Source organism: Pseudoalteromonas piscicida, assembly GCF_002744175.1.
GTDB classification, from domain to species: Bacteria; Pseudomonadota; Gammaproteobacteria; order Enterobacterales; family Alteromonadaceae; genus Pseudoalteromonas; species Pseudoalteromonas piscicida_B.
In genome coordinates, this window is the sequence record NZ_NKHF01000062.1 from 23,777 (window position 1) to 44,573 (window position 20,797).

The following is a 20,797-nucleotide window of genomic DNA, read 5'->3' on the forward strand; positions in this document are numbered from 1 at the left end:
TAACCAATTTGAAGGGTGAAAAACCACCAGCAGGTTTAGGAATTTCTTATTTAGAACAACTAATTCGCTGATTAACTCATTCACATAGGTCGGTAACTTAATACGATTGCTAATTGAAGTCATAATTCTGTCATCTTCACTTGAGATAATTGCTGCTGTCTTATCAACAATGAAACAAAGTAATGAGTATCCAAACTGGTATTTTTAGTTTTAATGCAGCGCAAATCACAAGTTCCACTAAAGGACCTTATCGCGCGTTGCAACCGTATGAGAAACCGGTTTTGCACCCTAGTGAACACGGCCTCGTGTTGCTACTGGAGATCCCTAGCGATGCTCGTATGGACGATAAGATTGAACTTGTGTTAACTAAACTTGGTGAGCGTTGCGCGATTTACAACACGTCGGTCACTGTTGATCCCGAATCGTATCTGACCAAAATTGTAGAAGTTAACGTCACTCAGTCGTTAGAAGCGGGTGCTTACGTAATGCAGCTAAATTTAATGGGTCTTCACAACTTTCTGAAGAATACCACTGAGTTTGAGGTGGTATTGTCAGAGCAAGTTGTTTGTGATGAGAGGTCATCAGCTCGAACGTATCAAGCTGAACCTAAAGGACTGAAGCGCATGTTTACGGCTGCCGTCAGTGCGGTACTTTCTATCTTCTAAATCTTTTTATTTCACATTTCATAGTAGCAGCTCGAGCGTCAATTTGAGCAGCGGTAAATCAAGCTCTTTGGTGATCAATCGCCCAAAACGCTCGTTTAATTAGGTAGTGAAATTTTCCCCATCGAGAATGGTAACGCATGGGTGTCACCCGATATGGTCTCATTTGCTAGTAGTGCAAATAGTGCCGCTTCTTTTGCGTCTGGGTGAATACCCAATTCAACAAAGTCTTTCGTCACCACCTTCGAGTTTAGGTGGATGTTTAGGCGCTGCATAAGAAATTGGTTGTGTACCCCGCCACCGCTGACATAGAGCTCTATTGCGTTGGCATTCAAACTATTGATCGCTTTGGCTACACTCAGAGCTGTTAATTCAGTCAGTGTTGCAACAATATCCTCGTGATTATAGTCAAGACCTTGTAAAGCCTGTTTTATAAATGCTTGATTAAATAGCTCTTGGCCAGTTGATTTTGGTAAAGGCTGCTCGAAAAATGGATGGTTAAGCAGATTATTCAAAAATTGAGGTTGAATAGTGCCGCTTGCGGCAATATTACCACTTTCATCAAATGGAATACCAAGTACGTGACGGCAATATTGATCAACCAGCGTATTACCTGGACCAATATCACTGCTGATACTCTGCGAAAGTTCGCATACTTTTGGGAGGTAGGTAAGGTTTGAAATCCCACCAATATTTAATAGCACTCTATTTGCAGCGTCGCTTGCGTAAAGTAGATAGTCGCCGTACTGTACTAGCGGCGCTCCTTCAAGCCCTTTTGCAATGTGCTTTTGTCTAAAATCTGAGAGGGTAATAATATTGGTTTTTGTTGCAATGATGTCTGCTTCTACGATTTGTAAGGTACTATTGAGGCGCTTAGTGTTCTCAAAAGGTTGTTGGGGGCAGTGATACAGAGTTTGCCCGTGACTTGCTATAAAGTCGATTGCATCGTTGGGTATCTGCCATTGGTTTAGCGTGTTATTGATAAGATCTGCATATAAAGCGCCTAACCAAGTATGTAATTGGCATAAACTTTGTAAATTGACTTGGTTTACTGAGGCATGCTGAGTTAACAGCCGTTTTTGTGAAACGCTATACTGCACAGTGGTAAATTGCTCGACCGTCAGTGTAGTATTTTTACCAGAACCTTCGATTTTACATAATGCAATATCAAGCCCGTCTAATGATGTGCCACTCATTAAGCCGAGCACCCTTTTTGTACTTTGCTCAGCTATCTCTGCAAGTTTTAGGATATCAGATTTCATTTATAGAGCACGTTCCATTAGGTGGGTTTTCAACAACTCATATTTGACACCTTTTTGGCACCCAAAGCCAGTGAGCTGTCTAAATTTGTATTTGGTAAAGTACGGGCAGTTTAACCCTAGTAAAAAAAGCGTTTTGAGATGTAGGCTCAGCTCAATGCCTCGTTGTGCTGCAAACTGCGTTACTTCTCTTAATGTATCTCTGATCTCATCGGTATTGAGTTCGTGTTGGGTTTGCGCTTCTAAAATCATACGCTTGCCAGCACAAACACTACAGTGTCCGCACTGTTCTGGCGCTTGATTGTCACCAAAATAGCTAGCCAGTGCTTTATGATAGCAAGTAGTGAGTTGAAAGAATTTTAATAAATGCCGAAGCCGCGCAAGCTCTCCTTGTTCTTTAATTTGCGCTTGCTGATAAAAAGTGTTTATTAGTTCATCGATATTAACCTGCTGCTGAGGTTTAGAATAAACTGAGGTATATTTAGCAACCTTCACTTCTATTAGGTTTTGACTGGCGAGGTAATCAATCGCTTCTTGTGCTTTGGCGAGGGAAATATCTGTGCCATTAAGGGCTGAGATTGAAAGTGTGCCCCATTTCTTTTTGAATTCAAAACATGAAAAGAGTTGAGCTAAAAATGTTTGTCTTTGTGGAGAAAAGCTTGCAAGTAGCTTGTTTTTATCTTGGATAAACGCAATGTTGAGTTCAGCGAAATAGCTGTAATTAACTTGTAAATACCCTTGCAGCTCTAGCTGAACAATGAGTGTTTTGAGTACAAGTTGATTAATATTAGTTTTGTATGCTAAATCGTACTCATTCAGGTGATAGTCCGCATTAGTCTCAGAAAACACATCATTAAAAAGCAACTCAAGTGGACGACGCTCTAAAGCATTTGCATAGACAAAATTCTCTAATACTGCGGTTTTTTCTGTATTGATAAGAGCAACGCAGTGTGCTTTTTCGCCATCCCTACCAGCTCTTCCAACTTCTTGGCTATAGCCCTCGATTGATTTTGGCATATCATAATGTAAAACCCATCGCACATCTGGTTTGTCGACTCCCATTCCAAAGGCAATGGTAGCCACCACAATTAAATTAGGCTTATTGAGAAAGTCGGCTTGGATCTGTGCTTTTTGCTCAGGTTTAAGTGACGCATGAAATGCATTGGCCTCAAATCCACAAGCCGTTACCATTTTTGCAATTTCTTCAGCTTGCTTTTGTTGAGTTACATAAACAATTCCCGCCCCTTTTGCTTTTCTTAAAAAGGCCAGTAAATATTCGTCTTTGTGGGATTCGCTGATATTGACCGCACTTAAATATAAGTTTTCTCGATAAAAGCCAGTGCGAATGATATTAGACTCTGCAACGTCAAACTTGTTTGCCATGTCTTGCGCTACTTTGTTTGTCGCGGTTGCGGTGAGCAGTAGCACTTGATTGATTCGAAGTGCTTGCCTATATTGCGCAACTTTTAGGTAATCTGGTCTAAAGTTATGGCCCCACTCTGAGATACAGTGGGCTTCGTCGATGACCAAAAACGAGATTTTACTCTGGGCAAGAAGGTTGCGTGCTTTTTGACTATTGAGTCGCTCGACTGAGATAAATAAAACCTTTAGGTTTTGATTGACGATGGCGTTTTCAATTCGGGCAATGTCTGGTTTTGTTTGTGTGCTATCTAGACAAGCAGTTGCAACCCCTTTACTCAGCAAATAGTCTCGTTGTTCGTGCATTAGGGCAAGCAAGGGTGACACCACCACACACATCCCATCTTTTAATATCGCCGGAAGTTGGTAACACAAAGATTTACCCGCACCAGTTGCAAATATGGCGATGGCGCTTTCATTTTGCATAACGGCATTAATAACATCCGTTTGGCCCGGACGGAGTGCGGTATGACCAAATGTATTGTGTAGAACCTGATAAACTTGTTGTTGGATCATCCTGAGTCTTTTCTGTACTTTTCTGAAATACGGGTTATTACGCCAAGTAAACTCGTAATTGCTTCATTGATACGTTCTATATCAGTACGCTCAAATGCATGGCGTCCAAGCATAAAATGAATGGCGTTGTCGTTCACTATGTAGGGGTGAACTTGAATTGATCCATAGCCTAACTTGTTAATATAGTAATAGCCAGCATCTTCATCCTCAATCAGAAAATCTACCCGATTTTTGGCTACCATTTCGATCCGACGGTCTAGACTGGATATTTCAAATAGGCGCTTATCGTACCAATCAATTTTTTTTATTTGCTTCACTTCTTCACCATAGTAAGCGCCGGGATTTGAAGTAAAGGTATAACCAGCTGAAAACAACTCAACCAAATTACTATTGGGTTCAATTTCTTTATTTGTGAACAACCGCATTCTTTCTCTGCGATAAGGAATAGAAAAGTAAGCAATTTTTGCGCGTTCTACACTAAAGCTGGCAGAAGGTAAAATGTCAATGAGCCCTTTTTCCAATTCAGTGATGCCACGAGCTGAGGATGGCAGTTGAACAAACTCAATACAGTAACCTGCGTGTTTAAAAACAGCTTCAGTGATCTCAACATCCAGACCATATGGGCGTGTACCGTACATCACAAATGGTGGCCAACTAGAACCGATCCCCACTTTCAGAGAGGTTTCTGTTGCGCAATCTACTGCATGGCTTTTAAAGCAAGCCAAGAAGATAAAGAAAACTGTATAACGAATGAGTACTGACAGAACTTATGACTCTTTTGTGAAGTTCATAGTATCATTATGAAAGACTCCTCAGAAAAAGAAAGCAAAAGTTAACGATGCGCTATGTTTGAGAGGCATTTTATTTGCGTCTATTAAGGATGAGCTCACCATAGTGATGAGCTCATCGAGCATTATATCAACTTAATTATTAATGGCTTTCCACACATCAGCAGTCCCAGGCTCTTCACCTCGAGTCCACCATTTTGCTTCAAAAAGGTTACCATTATGAGTAACACGATCACCACCCACATAAACCGTTGAGCTATCCCATGTCGGGTACTGGGCGCCACTATCTTTTATCGTCACATTAAATGTCGTGTCTACGCTGTTAACTCCATCTGACACTGTTACCGTTACCGCAACACTGGTATCTGCGTTAACACTAGCCGCTGTAAGAGTGGCGGAGCTGCCGTTATCTACAACGCTCAACTCTGCAGGTGTATTCCAGCTATAGCTAAGAGGAGCACCTTCAGGGTCATTAGCCGTAACGGACACTGAGGCTGAGTCGCCTTCGTTGATAGTGATGTCTGAAATGGGTGTCACTATTGGTGCTGCATTTGTACCTTCTGGGCTTACAATTACTGAAAGCGTTTTATTTGCCGATAATGTTCCATCACTCACTACAACTGATAATTCATAGGTAGTTTGCTGACTAACATTTGGTGCGGTGAGCGAAACTGCTGCTGCATTCGTTGCACTAAGAGAAAGCTCAGGAGAGCCTGTCCACGTATACGATAGCGCATCGTTATCCGGGTCTGTCGCTTGTGCATCGACACTAACGGTTTGTCCTGAAGTGACACTAACTGGACCTGACACACCAATGGCTGGCGCTCTGTTTGGAATTTCCCCTGCGGTTAAGCCATCGTACATGGCATTTAGAATATCACCATTATCCGCATCAATTTCCCAACCAAATAAGCCTGCTAGCTGATGAGTATTAGCATATTGGCCTTTTGCAACTACACTTCTTGGGCTGTCATAAGTGATCAATTTACCGTTGCTTCTGTTCCATACATATGCTGCTTGGGCTTGTTCATCATATCCTACTTCATAGCCATTGACGCCAGCGCCGCCCTGACCTACTGCATTGGCTGCAATACCTTTATAGTCCATGATACCGTTCTCCCACACACCTTCACTAGTGGAGCCTTTAAGCGGTCCGTTACCTGGAGCTGTCATTGGGTTACCCGGAATACTTGCATTGCTATCATATACCCCTTCCCAACCACGGCCATACATTGCAACGCCCATAACCAGTTTTGAAGGTTGAACACCTTGTTGTAATAGCAGTTGGATCGCATTGTCACCAGTGTAAGCTGGCCCCTTGCGCGGCTCGCCATTGTCGTCAAGACCAGTGCCATTACATTCATCTGTGCTTAAATGCGAGCCGCAGTAGATACCAGTTTGATGACCCGTTTCGTTATTCCATGCGCCATAGAAATCATAGGTCATGGCGAAAATGTAATCCATGTACTGTTGTGCAGCTTGATAATCTACGTCTTCAATTTTATCGTGGCCTGCACCAATTGCTGATGTTAACTCATATTGGCGGCCCGTTTCTGCCTCTAGTTCATCAAGCATAGCTCGTAGCTCTTGCATCAATGCGACATACGCCGGCCCATCGTTAACTGGGTCTCCGAGATCTGGGTTAGGTCCATCACCTCCTGGGAATTCCCAATCAATATCTACTCCATCATAGAACTTCCAAGTCTTAAGAAACTGTTTGACCGAGGCCACAAAGGTGTCTCTATTTGCTTTGTTGGTGAAGCCATGGAACGGATCTGATAATGTCCAACCGCCTACAGATGGAAGTATTTTAAGGTCTGGATAACGCTGTTTAAGCGCCATTAACTGTGAATAAACGCCTCGGATTGGGTCTTTGGCATCAACGCCAGGCATAGACTTTTGTACCGCAGCCCACGGATCATGTATTACAACTTCATAATCTTGTGAATCTGCACAAGCCGTTTGTAGGGCGCGCCAGCTGTTGCCATTTTCTATTGATTTTAAAGACTCGTTAGGTCCACAGATAGGGATAAAGCCATATAAAATATGAGATAAGTTATGTGCGGGTATCTGTGTTACATCGTAATTGCGACCATAAATGCCCCACTCAACGAAATAAGCACCAGTTACACGTCCTGGGATTGTGCCGTTGTTACGATTGTTCGGATTAACATTCATAGGCAGTGGATCTAAATGCGCGCCGTCTGTATCAGCGATGACGATTTCTTTCCCTGCACTTCTGGCACATACACTGCCTTCACACAGTTCTAGGTAAAGTGTATGACGTCCAGATTGTGTATAAGGAAATTCAACAACACCACTCTTAGTGCCTGCACTCAGTGTGCCTTGGTTTACGAGCATGTCATCAAAGTAAACCTTGTAGTTGTCGCCCCCTGCACCACTCCATGCATTCCATTTTATGCTGATATTTACAACGTCTTTTGCTTTAACCAACTGTTTATAAGAGCCGTTGCCGTCAACGTTTACTTCAACAAAAGAATATTGCTGTGGTTGCCAATCTAGCGTTGGAGTAGAAGGAGCTGCAAGTGCACCACCACTTATCAACGCAAGCCCTATAAAGCTTGTTATTTTATTAAGTTTCATATCTTCAACCTTATTGTAGTTACATGTTGTACCCAAATTTTTTGGGGTAATTAAATTGCTTTCCAAACATCGCTGTTGCCTGGCTCTTCACCTCTGGTCCACCACTTTGCCTCATAAACCTTTTGATTGTGGGTGACTTTGTCACCGCCAACGTAGGTTTCAGTTGCTTGCCATTGCGGGTATTGAGGAGAAGTATTATTTTTGACTGTAATGGTGAAGCTTACAGAGGTGCTGGCTTTGCTATCAGACACCGTTAATTCACCCTGAACAGTTTGGTCGGCCTCGACTTCAGGGGCTAAAATGGAGATAGTGTCCCCTTCGCCTGAATAGCTTAAAGGTGCAGGAATTGACCAAATAAAACTAAGAGGATCATTTTGGTCATCAAACGCATGTGCATGAAGTGTTGTTTCGGTGTTTTCTGTAAGCACAAGATTATCAATCGGATTAACGGTTGGCGGCGTGTTGGTATCACCTTTTACTATGCTGAGATTGCTTGTGTATTGCGCGTTTGGTTGGAATACTTCGTTGGTCAATAACGCAGTTTCGTCAAACAAAATGCTGCCATCGGTTTGTTTAACACCCACTTGTACCTTGTTGGGATAGGTCGCATTTAAATAGGACGCGAGTTTTGGTTGCCAATCAGACACGTTTTGCTCTGTGATGGCTAAGGTATGATTCACCAACTCGTTACCTGTGTCGTCAAACGTTCTAAACCAGACTCGATCTCCAACGCTTGCAGTTTGACCTTGTTTTAAAAAGTAGCCACTGCTGATCCAGTCGCTCGGTGTGCCTGCTTTTGAAATGACGATATCCGAGCAATTATAAAAGCCCTCTCCGGCTACATCATAACGCTGCCAACGAGTGTAAAGCACAGCATTTCCCTGCCTACCCGCTGGAATATCGATTTCCATTTTGTAAAAACGTTTACCGTCTGGGTCGACAACAAAGTCGATATTGCCAAATTCGTTGATAAGCTCTAAATCGTTCCAAGTTAGTGCAGAGTTTTCACCGTTATAGCTTGGTTTTGACAAGAAAAACTGCCAGAAGCTTGGGTTGTGAGGCGTGGTAGCCCTAAAACTAACTGCAACACGATTTTGGCTGTTTGGCTCGACAAGCGTGCGTTGCCAATGCTCAGATACCACGCTCATACCGCTTTTATTTGGATCCCCAGCGGAGCAAAGAGTTCCGTCGGGAATATTCGCTTTAACAGCGTCTAAATTATTATAGTCGGTGGTATTGGCTGAGAATTCATGTTCTTGTACAAACTGAAAATGTCCAGAGTCTAAATAAGCTGCTCTGCATGCTTGATTTGGAATGTTTGAACCATCATCTGGCCACCAATACCCCCCTTGCGCTTGGCATATTGCTTGTCTAGCTTTTGGAAAGTCCATATAACCGTGCGCAAAAACCGTATTTGATACAAATAAAGATGTTACACCGATAAGGGTAACTAAATTGTGAAGCTGATATTTGTTCATTATGAATTACCTTCTTTAAATAAGGGGGAGAGCTCCCCCTTACCAAATTTACAGGCTACAAACTTTGGTATAATCACTGCTCAAAGATGGCTGTTGGTTTGTCCACCACTTCGCTTCATATACCGCATTGCCGTCAATCACCAAGTCACCCTTTGAAGCGTGGCTTCCCTGAGGTAAGGTCGGATATACGGCTATCTGCTCTATCGGCGTACCTTTGCATTCGTTCACAGGATCTGTGTTACCATCACCTGGCGTAGCAAGTGGTAAGTCTTTGTATTCGCTTGCGAAGGCGTAGCGATTACCGTCTTTCTCTACAACAAAATTAACTGGGCCAGAGATAGGCATGTAGTACATTACTTGCGCATTTATGGTTTCACCTGGCGCAAAAGATTTCGGCGTTCCACCCCACTCGTTTACCAGGGTGATAGAGAATCGATGAAATTCATTTTCAAAGCCACCAATATTGTTCCCAGCCGCATTTGACCCATTTACTTCTACGGCCATCCCTAACTTTTCTTGTGCGTTCCAATTCGATTTAAAAATCGCAGAGGTCGCAACAGGTACGTCAAAAGATATTTTTGCGCCACTGAGGTCAATATCGGAATTATTGGTAAACGCAAATGTAGGAGCGATTGGGTAGTTTGCGTCACCAGCCGGGAAGTCTTTAGCTGCAAACTTAACATCTACTGCAACCGCGGGTTTTACAAAAGATTTATTCCCCTGTTTAACCGAGTAAGGAGTACCGCTTTGGTTAAACTTATTGTAAGCAAGACTGGTTAGCGACGAACCCATAAAGTATTCATTTTTGCTGGTATCGTAATCGTAATCACCGGCAAGCTCCCAGAACATAATGCCGCCAAGCTCTTGATTGATAACATAATCAACCTTAGCCGCCATTGACTCTTCATCTTCTATTGAGAGGAATACGTTTTTATCCGCATTCCAAAGCCAAGGGGCTACCGCTACTGGATCATAACGACGTGTATAAGTGCCAGTGATCTGATGTTCTGGGTTATTGCTAGGATCGAGACCATAGTCTGAAAGGTAACTACCCAGAACACCATTTTGCAGATTCTTAACGTGCCACAGTGGGTTCGAACCTGCAGGTACTTCAAGGCCTACGTCATTTTTATCATGCCATAAGTTATCGATTCCCACTGCACCATTACCACACTTATTCTTATCACCACTGCCAGTGCCTGGAGGGCAGTCTGCTTGATTGGGCAACGCAGCTTGGCCCCATAGGCCATTTGTACCGCCCGATACATCTCTAAAGCCACGAGTGTAATAAGGAATACCAATATTTATACGGCCAGCAGAGACAGAGCCTCTAAAGTATTTAACAGCCCAATCGGTGTTTAAGTATCCAATGCCTTCGAACTCTTTCGTACCATATACATTCCATTGTTTGAGTTCTGAATCTTCGCCTGTATCAAAGAGTGACGCATTATGGCCAACATGTTGATTCCATGCTCCGTGTAAGTCATAAGACATAATATTTACGTAGTCTAAATATTTGGTGACCTGGAACGTTTCCATGCCACGGAGAAGGTAACCTGAAGACGGTGAAGCAATCGTGAGAAGATAATGAGTATTGTCTTCTTGTCCCGCCTTATCAAGTGCTTCGCGAAGCTTCTTCATCAATACTTGGTAAGATGCATTCAGTGCGGCGCGGCGCGGATTTGAGATAGCGAAGTCATCAGGGTGCCCTGAATCATTCATTGATGAAGGATATTCATAATCTATATCTACTCCGTCGAAATTATATTTACGAATAAATTCGACTGAGCTGGCAACAAAAGCGTCTATACCAGCGTTGTTTACGCTACCGTCTGCGTTTGTTGTCATGGTGTAAAAACCACCACTCGCTACCCGGTTACCTGTTTCGTCAAAATAGCCACCTGTTTCAGCCCAGCCACCAACAGAGATCAACGTCTTGACATCTGGGTGTTGCTTTTTGAACTTATTAAGCAAGTTGAAATGTCCGGTGTATGGTAATGACGGATCCATTTCTGCCCCAGCTTGCCCAGGCCATGTCATATTGGTTGCCGGATTGTTTGGCGCAGTAGGGTCACCGATTGACACCTTGTTATTAGCATCAACATGAGCAAAGGCGTAATTTATGTGGGTAATTTTATCCCAAGGGATATCATTAACCAGGTAGCTTGGTTGTCCATTTTTACCCGTTCTCCAACTGGTAAAGTAGCCGATCACACGTCTAGGGTGATCTGCACCCATTTTTTCACGTCCATTTTCATCGTAAATATCACAATAATTTGGTGCAAAATTTGGGGTCTCATACAAACCGTGTGGAACACAGTTGTTACTCACTGGCGGAGTTTCGACAACATTTATCTCTAACAGACTCTCTGCAGTTGCGCCATTATTGTCTTCAACAACCAGTTTGATAGCGGTATTGCCAAGCTGTGTTGGTAACCATGAGAACTGAGCAGGTGCCGATGCGCTCTCAAAAGTCAGTTGGTCGTTAATAAATAAGCTCAATTTCTGTATTGTGCCGTCTGGATCCGAACCATCTAAGTTAATATCTACAGGTTGATTAATCACAACCTGATTAGAACCTGCTAGCGATAAACTAGCCGTTGGCAGCTGGTTACCTGCACTTGTCACAATAACGTTACTTTCTAACGTACTTGATACGGCTTGTTCATTATCCGTCGCAACAACAGAAATGATGTGGTCACCTACAGTTGCAGGCCAGTTAAGTGAAAAATTATCATTTTCAGAAGTGGTATCTATGCCAATAGAGACACCATCAACGAAAAACTCAACCTGAGAAACGGAACCGTCTTCATCTGTTGCATTTACAGAAATGGCAACGCTGTCATTTGCGGGAAAAGTACTTCCATTAGCCGGAAGTAAAGACTGAACTTTAGGTGGTTTGTTGGTGACAACGCTGTCACAATCACCCAATTTTTTCCAATCGTCCCATGGTCCTGAACTGGTTTCTGGATCTGCTTGAGTCCACCATTTAGCCTCAAAGGCCTGTTGCGATTTTTGTACTTTTTGTCCACCTGTGTATGCGGAGCCTTGTGACCATTGTGTTAAATTATCACAGTTATAAGCATATGAGTTAGCGCATAAAAAGACACTAAGTGCTGATGCTAAGTGAGATAATTTGAGGGTCTTTACATGTTGTTTCATAGTGTGGTTCTCCAACCATTTATTGTATTTGGTTAACAATAACAACATAAACCTAACACATAAAAAGGATATGGCAACAACAAATTTACGCTATAGATAACGTTTACGTAAACGTCATTTGGTGGGTTTCAATCGTGAGATTGTCATACTAACCTATTGATTATTATGCTTAGTTTAATATCAAAATCCTAAATAATAAGAGATGTAATTATTTGATATTAACAGATAGTTGACGCTTTTCTTGTGAGTGTTTTTATGCCTATCTATATGTTTTTTATAGATATAGCAATTTGGTATTATTAATTCTGAACGGGAATATTAAACTTAATACCTATTTTTCAGTTTTCTTGTGGACATGGTATTTCTAGACTAAGTTTAATATAGTTCAATTTGGAGGAATAAGGTTGGAATTTAGCGAGCAATCAAGAGCCTCTGATACCATCATCCATGTGCTCTGTCTTGACGACGAAAGCAATGTTGTACGCTCATTAAATCGTCTATTTCGTCAAAGTGGCATTCAGGCAACACCTTGCACTGATCCTCATGAGGCATTGGAACTCATTCAAAACGACGATTTTGACGTGATAATTAGTGATATGCGTATGCCGAAAATGGATGGGGCGACATTTCTTTATAAAGCGAAGTGTATAGCTCCTGATTCTCAACGCGTTCTTCTCACTGGATATTCAGACATAGAATCCACTATCAAAGCCATTAATGAGAGCAATATTCACGCTTATGTTCAAAAGCCATGGGACAACGAATTATTGCTACACACAGTTAAAGAATGTGCTGAAAAATATCGTCTTAAAAAACAGAATAAGCAATTAAATGAAGCGCTTCTGTTAACAAATAAGAAGCTTACAGCATTAAATGAGAACTTAGAGGGCTTAGTTCAGAAAAGAACAGCGCAAATACGCAAAGTATTGAGTCAACTTGAGAAGGCTAACAATAAAGAGGTAAAGGAGCATAGGGCGACGGTTGAATTACTGTATAACTTTATTAATGCAAACCCTTTTATTGATGGTAAAAAAGCTAAATCTGTTGCTAAACTATGTAAAGTATTGGCTGAGGGTTTAAATTTAAGTAAAGAAGCAGCCGAAACAACCATGATGGCGGGTTATTTGGCCGAGGTTGGGTTACTTGCTATGGATCCTGAGATTTACAGAGTACCGGTTAAGCAGCTCCCTGATGCGCAAAAAAAAATATATTATACCCACCCTGCTACTGCCCAATTAATGCTAATGCCGGCCCAGCATTTGTCCGATGTCGCGGAAGCTATTTATCATCAGTATGAAAAGTGCAATGGCCAAGGCTTTCCAAAAGGACTTAAGGGTAATGAAATCCCATTAGGCTCGTCTATTTTAGCTGTTGCAAGAGATTATTATGAAAATCTTTATGCAGCACATGGATCAGAGGCTGAAAAGTCAACAGCTGCACTGGATTTAATTAAGGCTTACAGCGGCACTTTTTATGCCCCTAAAATAGTCGAAGTGCTCGAAAAGGCTGTAACCAATAAAGAGATTGGACACGAGGATGTCGGCTCCGTTGATATTCTTACAACTGAAAAACTAAAACCGGGAATGACACTAGGCCTCGCACTTCACAGTAACCAAGGGATTTTGCTATTACCTAAAGGGCATGTTTTTACAGACAAATCGATAGAAAAATTAAAACAGTTAGAAACACAACGCCCCATTCCTTTTAGGGTAATGGTAAAGAAATAGGTCAGGTCAAAGGTGCTTGCAACCATGACTGATTTCTAAGCAAGTATTAATACCAATTGAATTAATTCTCTAATCAATTTAAAGGATAAAATAGCATATTAGCGTCGTTAAAAGTTTCTTATTTAGAACAGCTAAATAGCAAATTTTCGCCTAGCTACTAAAGCTATCTCTCCGCTTAAAATCGCTTACTTAATTAATAAGATTGGTATAATTTAATCAGCTAATCTCTGTGATGTACTTACTTTGGTATGGCTATATTCTCGAAGCTATAACTTAGTCTGACTTTTTAAGGTAATGGCCATTGTTTTCGACCATTAAGTGTTGAATAAATAAAAGAACACATCATACAAAAGGTTTAATGCCGCTATAGTTATTATTTATTTGAAATTAAAACAAAAAAGGCCCAGTAAACTGAGCCTTAGGGTTAATCTAATAATTTATTTAACACTTGTATTGGATGCTTGGGCTTATCACCATTAAAGCGTTTAACCTGACAACGACATGAAAAACCAGTAGCAAGTAATTGCTCGCTCGGAGTATTTTCGACATGTGATCGCCAAGATGAGTCATACAACGCTCGGGAGTTTTCTTGGTTTTGCAATTCGTGCCCATACGTTCCGGCCATACCACAACACCCCGTACTTACTGTTTCTAAATTTGAATTCAATTTAGCAAAAATATTTTGCCACACAGCTTTTGACTCTGGTAACGCCGACGTTTCAGTGCAGTGACTTAATAATGTAAAATTACTCGGTTGCAGTGTTGTTATGCTAGGAACTTCAATTGTTTTCATCCATTCATGTACTAATTGAACCGAGAAATCCCCCCTGCTTTGCTGCAATATATCTTTATATTCATCGCGATAACACATAACCAATGACGCATCTAAACCAACTAAAGGTCTGCCATGCTCACTAACACGGTTTAAAAACTCTGCAGCTGTTTTAGCTGTTGACTTAAAACTCTTTAAAAAGCCTTTAACATGTTGTGGTTTTCCATTTGGCTTAAACGGTAATACCATAGGGTAGAAGCCTAGCTTTGTGGTCAGTTGCACAAAGTCCGATACTAATTCAGCTTCGTAAAAACTGGTAAATGGGTCTTGAACAATGAAAATTACCTGCTGTTGTTCATGGTCACTCAATCGATTAAATGTGGATTCTGAATAAAAGAATTTGCTGTTAACTAGTTTAGTCAGTTGGGTGTTACTCAGTTTTGGTGAGTCTACATAACCAATTAAATTTTCAACCACATAATTTGCAATACGATTATCTTGTAGTGCATTGATCAATTTTGGAAACTTAGCGAAATAAGGTAAAGCCGATTCAATATTTGCAACTAAATAATCTTTGAGTGGACGATTGTATCGGCTGTAGTAAAAGTTTAAAAACTTAGCTCTGAATGTTGGTACATCTACCTTAATTGGACATGCGGTTGTACAGGCTTTACAAGCAAGACATTCATCCATCGATGCTTTAACTTCATGAGAGAAATCGTACTCTTTCTTTTTCCGGCTGTTTAAGAATCTTTCCCACCACGTCGTCTCATTTTCATTGTTTATTAGTTGCTTTTCGATTGCAATTAGGTCGATGCCTTTGTTGCTCTGAAGTCGGAGCCATTCTTTAAATAATCCCGCGCGACCTTTTGGTGAGTTTCGTCTATCTTTTGTTACTTTGTATGATGGACACATTGGAGAGTTATCATCATAGTTAAAGCAAAGGCCGTTACCATTACAATTAAGTGGTGCTTCGTAATGAGATTTTACTGTGGTTGGAATTGCTCGGTCGAACCAAGCTCGTTTCTGGCCGTCAACGGACACTAGCTGCTCGTTAGAATCTAGAGACGTGCAAATTTTTCCAGGATTCAACCGGTTATGTTTGTCGAATAGGCCTTTTATCTTTCTTAACTCGGTAAAAAGAGTTTCGCCAAAGAATTCCGGCCCATATTCACTACGATAACCCTTTCCATGTTCGCCCCACATTAAGCCTCGGTATTTTGCAGTTAATGCAACGACTTTGTCTGATACAACACGAAGTAATTTTTCTTGTTCTGGATCGCACATATCTAATGCTGGTCGCACATGCAATACACCGGCATCCACGTGACCGAACATGCCATAGTCTAGGTTATAGCTATCAAGTAGAGCTCTAAACTCCATGATAAAGTCAGCCAAGTTTTCTGGTGGGACAGCGGTATCTTCCGCAAATGCGAGGGGCTTTTTATTTCCTTTTACATTACCTAATAATCCAACAGACTTCTTACGCATTGCATAGATTTTTAAAATATCAGCTTTGTCATTAGTGAGCTGATAACCAATAACACCGGCTTCTTTATTCTCGATAAGTTGATCAAGCCGATGACACAGGCTGTCAACTTTCTCAGAAATTTCAGCCTCTGATCTACCGTTAAACTCAACCATGTTGAGGCCCTGCATGTCGATGTTAGGAACATCTGTGATCAAATCAGATACTGAGTGCCAGATCACATCTTCTTTCGCAAGTCCGAGTACTTTACTGTCAACCGTTTCTACAGACGTCGCTTTGGCAGAAACCAAAAATGGGCTATTACGAAGTGCAGACTCAAATGAGTCATACTTTATGTTAATTAGTGTCTTATAGGGTTGAATAGGAGTTAAATTTAATTTCGCTTCAGTGACAACAGCTAATGAGCCCTCAGAGCCTGTGATAATCCTCGATAGATCAAATGTTGTAAGCGAGTCATCAAACACATTTTCTAAGTCATAGCCAGTAAGAAAGCGATTGAGTCTTGGGAATTTTTCAACAATGAGGTCCCGATTGTTTTTACAAATATCAATTACACTAGCGTAGATCTGCGAGGTTTTTGAATTTTGTTCTGCCAATAATTCCGCTTTATCAATCGCAAGCTTTGAGGTGTTTAGCTCTGTGCCGTCAACGAGATAACTTTTAAGCCCCAACACGTGATCGCTGGTCTTACCATAAACCAATGAGCCTTGACCCGAGGCATCGGTGTTGATCATGCCGCCTATGGTTGCGCGATTGCTCGTTGATAGATCAGGGGAAAAAAAGTATCCATACGGTCTCAAGAAATCATTAAGTTGATCCTTAATAACACCTGCCTGTACTCGCACCCAGCCTTCTTGTTCATTAATTTCGAGAATTTCTCTCATGTGTCTGGATAGGTCAATTACGATCCCTGGTGTCAACGATTGGCCATTTGTGCCAGTGCCACCGCCACGAGGGCCAAACGTTAACGATAGGAATGGATCTTGTTGGGCAAGCTCCAGCGCGAGCTGAACATCTCGGTTTGATTTTGGAAATATTACAGCCTGCGGCACCTCTTGATAAATGCTGTTATCGGTTGAGGTAACTAAACGCGTAGCATAGCTTGTATCTATATCACCAGAAAAGCCCGATTCAGCCAGTTTAGCGTGATAAAGAGTAATGAGTTCGTTTGCAGAGTCCTGCTGACTAATATTTGCGATCATGACGGTATATTTTACTTGCTTTGGCCTAATTGTATCACGAAGGTCGTATGAACAACTTGAGAATTTTATGGTTTGTTACAAATGGAAATAGTTTATTTTGACTACCATTGTATACTTTTAAAGTAACGGAGGAAGTATCATGAAAATTATTTACGATATAGTTGGTTTACTATTGTGCGCGCTTGCGCTTATTTTTGTTATTGTACCTGGCCCATCAGTCATTTTCTTGTTGGCTGCACTGGTATGCTTTTCGTTCAATCATAACGGCGCTAAACGATACCTTTCAAAGGTCCAAAAATGGTTTAAAGCAGGGTGTGAAAAGCTGGACAAGGCATTGCAGAGATGAAATTGCCCCAACTTTTACATTGGGGCCATTGGCTTACTTAGCGAATTTTTCCGCAAGATATAACCAAGTTTCAAGTACTGTGTCTGGGTTTAGAGAGACGGAATCAATACCTTCTTCCACTAACCAAGCAGCAAAGTCTTCATGGTCTGAAGGACCTTGGCCGCAGATACCAACATACTTGCCCTTTGCTTTGGCCGTTTGAATTGCCATTGAAAGGAGTTTCTTGATAGCTGGATTACGCTCATCAAACAAGTGAGCAATTAAGCCAGAGTCGCGATCTAGACCTAACGTTAACTGGGTTAAGTCATTTGAACCAATTGAAAAACCATCGAAGTATTCTAAGAATTCATCAGCAAGAAGACAGTTTGAAGGTAATTCACACATCATGATTACTTTCAGCCCGTTCTCTCCGCGCTTTAATCCATGAGCTTCAAGAATTTCAATAACTTGGGCTGCTTCTTCTAACGTTCGAACGAATGGGATCATGATTTCAACGTTGGTTAAATCCATCTCATTGCGAACACGTTTGATAGCTTCACACTCCAATGCAAAACACTCTCTGAAATCTTCAGAAATGTAACGAGATGCACCGCGGAAACCAATCATTGGGTTTTCTTCTTCTGGCTCATACTGTTGACCGCCAACAAGGTTAGCATATTCGTTTGACTTGAAGTCAGACATACGAACAATCACGCGTTCTGGTGCAAAAGAAGCTCCAAGCGTTGCAATACCTTCAACTAACTTGCTGATGTAAAATTCAACAGGTGACTCGTAACCTGCGATTAATTCTTTGATTTCTGCTTGTAGTTCAGGATCTTGCTTATCAAAGTGTAGTAATGCCTTAGGGTGAATTCCAATCATGCGGTTGATAATGAACTCTAAACGCGCAAGTCCAATACCAGCGTGCGGCAGTTTAGCAAAATCAAATGCGCGGTCTGGGTTACCTACATTCATCATGATCTTCATTGGAATATCTGGCATTGAGTCAATGCGAGAAGAGATCACATCAAACTCAAGTTCACCTTGATAGATGTAGCCTGTATCGCCTTCAGCACATGAAACTGTAACCGTGTCACCATTGGTGATTAAGTCTGTTGCGTTACCACATCCTACTACAGCAGGAATACCTAATTCACGAGCAATGATTGCAGCATGGCATGTACGGCCACCGCGATTTGTTACAATCGCAGACGCTCGCTTCATGATTGGTTCCCAGTCAGGATCCGTCATGTCAGTAACAAGAACGTCACCCTGCTTCACCGAATCCATTTCTTCGATAGAAGTGAGTACTTTCACCACGCCTGTGCCAATCTTGTGCCCGATTGCGCGACCTTCAACGATAACATCAGATTTAGCTTTAAGTTGGAATCGTTCCATCACGTTTGCATCTTCGTTAGAGCGCACCGTCTCAGGACGCGCTTGTACGATATACAATTTACCGTCGTTACCGTCTTTAGCCCATTCGATATCCATTGGACGACCGTAATGCTTTTCAATAATTACGGCTTGTTTAGCTAATTCTTCTACTTCTGCGTCTGTGATAGAGAACTGGTTAGAGAGGGTAGCGTCAACGTCAACGATCTCAACTTGCTTTCCATGAGATTCATCGCTTGAATAAATCATCTGAATAGCTTTAGAACCGATGTTTCTTTTAAGTACCGACGGCTTACCTTTGGCTAAGGTTGGCTTATGGACATAAAATTCATCTGGGTTCACTGCGCCTTGAACTACCATCTCACCAAGGCCATAGCTAGATGTTACAAATACAACATCTTCAAAGCCAGACTCTGTATCGATGGAGAACATTACACCAGAAGAGGCTTTATCTGAACGGACCATGCGCTGAATGCCGGCTGATAGAGCTACACCTCTATGGTCGTAACCTTGGTGTACACGATATGAGATTGCACGGTCATTGAAAAGAGAAGCAAATACATGTTTAATTGCGACCATTACCGAATCAATACCACGTACATTTAAGAAGGTTTCTTGTTGGCCTGCGAAAGAAGCATCTGGCATATCTTCTGCTGTTGCTGATGAACGAACAGCAAAGGAGACATCTTGGCTAGCGTCACCGTGTAGTTGGCCATATGCCTCACGGATTGCGTTATCTAATTCTGGTTGAAATGGTGTATCGATAACCCATTGTCTAATCTGGGCGCCGACTTTGGCTAATTCGTTGACGTCGTCAACATCGAGAGTATCTAAGATTGAGTGGATTTTTTCATTGAGGCCTGATTGCTCAAGAAATTCATTAAACGCATCAGCGGTTGTTGCGAATCCACCAGGTACTTGTACACCAGCGTTAGCAAGGTTAGATATCATTTCACCTAGAGAAGCGTTTTTACCACCAACTCGAGGTACATCTTGCATACCCAACTCTTGATACCAGAGAACGTAGTCTTGCACGGAACTGTCTCCAAAACAAATTGTATTAAATGTGAGAGATTAATTGACCTTTCCACTTGGTCAAGGGCATTCTACAACGGTAAGGCAGTCTTCGTAAACCGCGATGGCTTATTTTCAACAATTTCTGAATGAATAATAGCGAAATGAGAACAGCATTTTATATCTCCGATGGCACCGCAATCACCTCTGAAGTGTTTGGTCACGCGACACTTTCTATGTTTCCTGTAGAATTTAACCATCAAACAATCCCCTTTGTAGAAACTACAAAAAAGGCCAATGAAATCAGAAAGCTAATTGATACCGTTGCCGAAACTTCTGGAGAAAAACCGTTGGTGTTTTTTACCTTCGTTAATCCAGAATTATCCGATATTATTTTATCTTCGCAAGGTGTTTGCTACGACTTTTTATCGTATGCGAGTGAAATTGTAAAAAGAGAATTAAAAGTTAAACCAGTTCCAAAGATGCACCGAACCCATAGCATTCATGAATCTACGTACGACTTTAGAATTGACGCTGTTAACTATGCATTAGCCAATGACGATGGCGCGAATATAAAAGACTATGATGAAGCTGATATTATATTGGTTGGTGTAAGTCGAAGTGGCAAAACACCAACAAGCTTATACTTGGCTCTACAGTATGGTATTAAAGCAGCAAATTACCCGATGACAGAGGATGATTTAGAAAGCGGTCGTTTACCTAAATGTTTAGATAATCATAAAAGGAAGCTTTTTGGATTAACCATTGACCCAGAACGACTAGCCGCTATCAGACAAGAAAGAATGGCAAACTCAAAATATGCATCATTGAGGCAATGCAGAATAGAAGTAAGAGAAGTTGAGATGCTGTTTAAAAAGAATAAAACGCCTTACTTAAACAGTACGCGATACTCGGTAGAAGAAATATCAGCAAAGATCATTGCCGATACTGGTTTAAAACGCCATAAATATTAATAAAAAGGCCG

General features: G+C 41.5%; 12 protein-coding genes. 4 read left to right on the forward strand and 8 right to left on the reverse strand.

Going from position 1 to position 20,797, the window contains the following annotated elements; translation table 11 throughout:
- Nucleotides 1-182 precede the first annotated feature (182 nt).
- Nucleotides 183-665 (forward strand): hypothetical protein, encoded by a 483-nt coding sequence (locus CEX98_RS13600; protein ID WP_099642600.1) that lies wholly within the window; start codon nucleotides 183-185, stop codon nucleotides 663-665.
- 95 nt (nucleotides 666-760) lie between these two features.
- On the opposite strand, the gene CEX98_RS13605 is transcribed toward CEX98_RS13600, so the two are convergent.
- The 6 genes from CEX98_RS13605 to CEX98_RS13630 form a co-directional block, all read right to left on the reverse strand.
- Nucleotides 761-1,924 (reverse strand): anhydro-N-acetylmuramic acid kinase, encoded by a 1,164-nt coding sequence (locus CEX98_RS13605; protein WP_099642601.1) that lies wholly within the window; start codon nucleotides 1,922-1,924, stop codon nucleotides 761-763.
- Entirely contained in the window at nucleotides 1,925-3,856 is a 1,932-nt protein-coding gene (locus CEX98_RS13610) for a RecQ family ATP-dependent DNA helicase (RefSeq protein WP_099642602.1), read from the reverse strand.
- Nucleotides 3,853-4,527, reverse strand: coding sequence for a substrate-binding periplasmic protein (locus tag CEX98_RS13615; RefSeq protein WP_172439775.1), 675 nt, complete (start codon nucleotides 4,525-4,527; stop codon nucleotides 3,853-3,855). Before CEX98_RS13615 ends, CEX98_RS13610 begins: the two co-directional genes overlap by 4 nt.
- 252 nt (nucleotides 4,528-4,779) lie before the next feature.
- Complete coding sequence (locus CEX98_RS13620; protein WP_099642604.1) at nucleotides 4,780-7,248, reverse strand: glycosyl hydrolase family 18 protein; 2,469 nt, start codon at nucleotides 7,246-7,248, stop codon at nucleotides 4,780-4,782.
- Between the two features lie 50 nt (nucleotides 7,249-7,298).
- Complete coding sequence (locus CEX98_RS13625; protein ID WP_099642605.1) at nucleotides 7,299-8,726, reverse strand: lytic polysaccharide monooxygenase; 1,428 nt, start codon at nucleotides 8,724-8,726, stop codon at nucleotides 7,299-7,301.
- A 48-nt stretch (nucleotides 8,727-8,774) separates the two neighbouring features.
- Entirely contained in the window at nucleotides 8,775-11,888 is a 3,114-nt protein-coding gene (locus CEX98_RS13630) for a glycosyl hydrolase family 18 protein (RefSeq protein ID WP_099642606.1), read from the reverse strand.
- Between the two features lie 404 nt (nucleotides 11,889-12,292).
- On the opposite strand from CEX98_RS13630, the gene CEX98_RS13635 reads away from it, so the two are divergent.
- A complete protein-coding gene (locus CEX98_RS13635) occupies nucleotides 12,293-13,615 on the forward strand; it encodes an HD domain-containing phosphohydrolase (RefSeq protein WP_099642607.1) in 1,323 nt (440 codons plus the stop codon).
- Nucleotides 13,616-14,039: 424 nt separating this feature from the next.
- Here the strand turns inward: CEX98_RS13635 and ydiJ are convergent, their stop codons facing one another.
- The gene (ydiJ, locus tag CEX98_RS13640; RefSeq protein ID WP_099642608.1) at nucleotides 14,040-17,078 is read right to left on the reverse strand and encodes a D-2-hydroxyglutarate dehydrogenase YdiJ; all 3,039 of its coding nucleotides are present in this window, start codon (nucleotides 17,076-17,078) and stop codon (nucleotides 14,040-14,042) included.
- A gap of 139 nt (nucleotides 17,079-17,217) precedes the next feature.
- Here ydiJ and CEX98_RS13645 point away from each other — a divergent pair, with 139 nt between their 5' ends.
- Nucleotides 17,218-17,424 carry a PGPGW domain-containing protein gene (locus CEX98_RS13645; RefSeq protein WP_099642609.1) on the forward strand — a complete coding sequence of 69 codons (207 nt, stop codon included), beginning with the start codon at nucleotides 17,218-17,220 and terminating at the stop codon, nucleotides 17,422-17,424.
- Between the two features lie 33 nt (nucleotides 17,425-17,457).
- Here CEX98_RS13645 and ppsA read toward each other — a convergent pair whose 3' ends face one another.
- Nucleotides 17,458-19,833 carry a phosphoenolpyruvate synthase gene (ppsA, locus tag CEX98_RS13650; protein WP_099642610.1) on the reverse strand — a complete coding sequence of 792 codons (2,376 nt, stop codon included), beginning with the start codon at nucleotides 19,831-19,833 and terminating at the stop codon, nucleotides 17,458-17,460.
- Between the two features lie 143 nt (nucleotides 19,834-19,976).
- Between ppsA and ppsR the strand changes: the two genes are divergently transcribed.
- Complete coding sequence (gene ppsR, locus CEX98_RS13655; protein ID WP_099642733.1) at nucleotides 19,977-20,786, forward strand: posphoenolpyruvate synthetase regulatory kinase/phosphorylase PpsR; 810 nt, start codon at nucleotides 19,977-19,979, stop codon at nucleotides 20,784-20,786.
- Nucleotides 20,787-20,797: the final 11 nt, after the last annotated feature.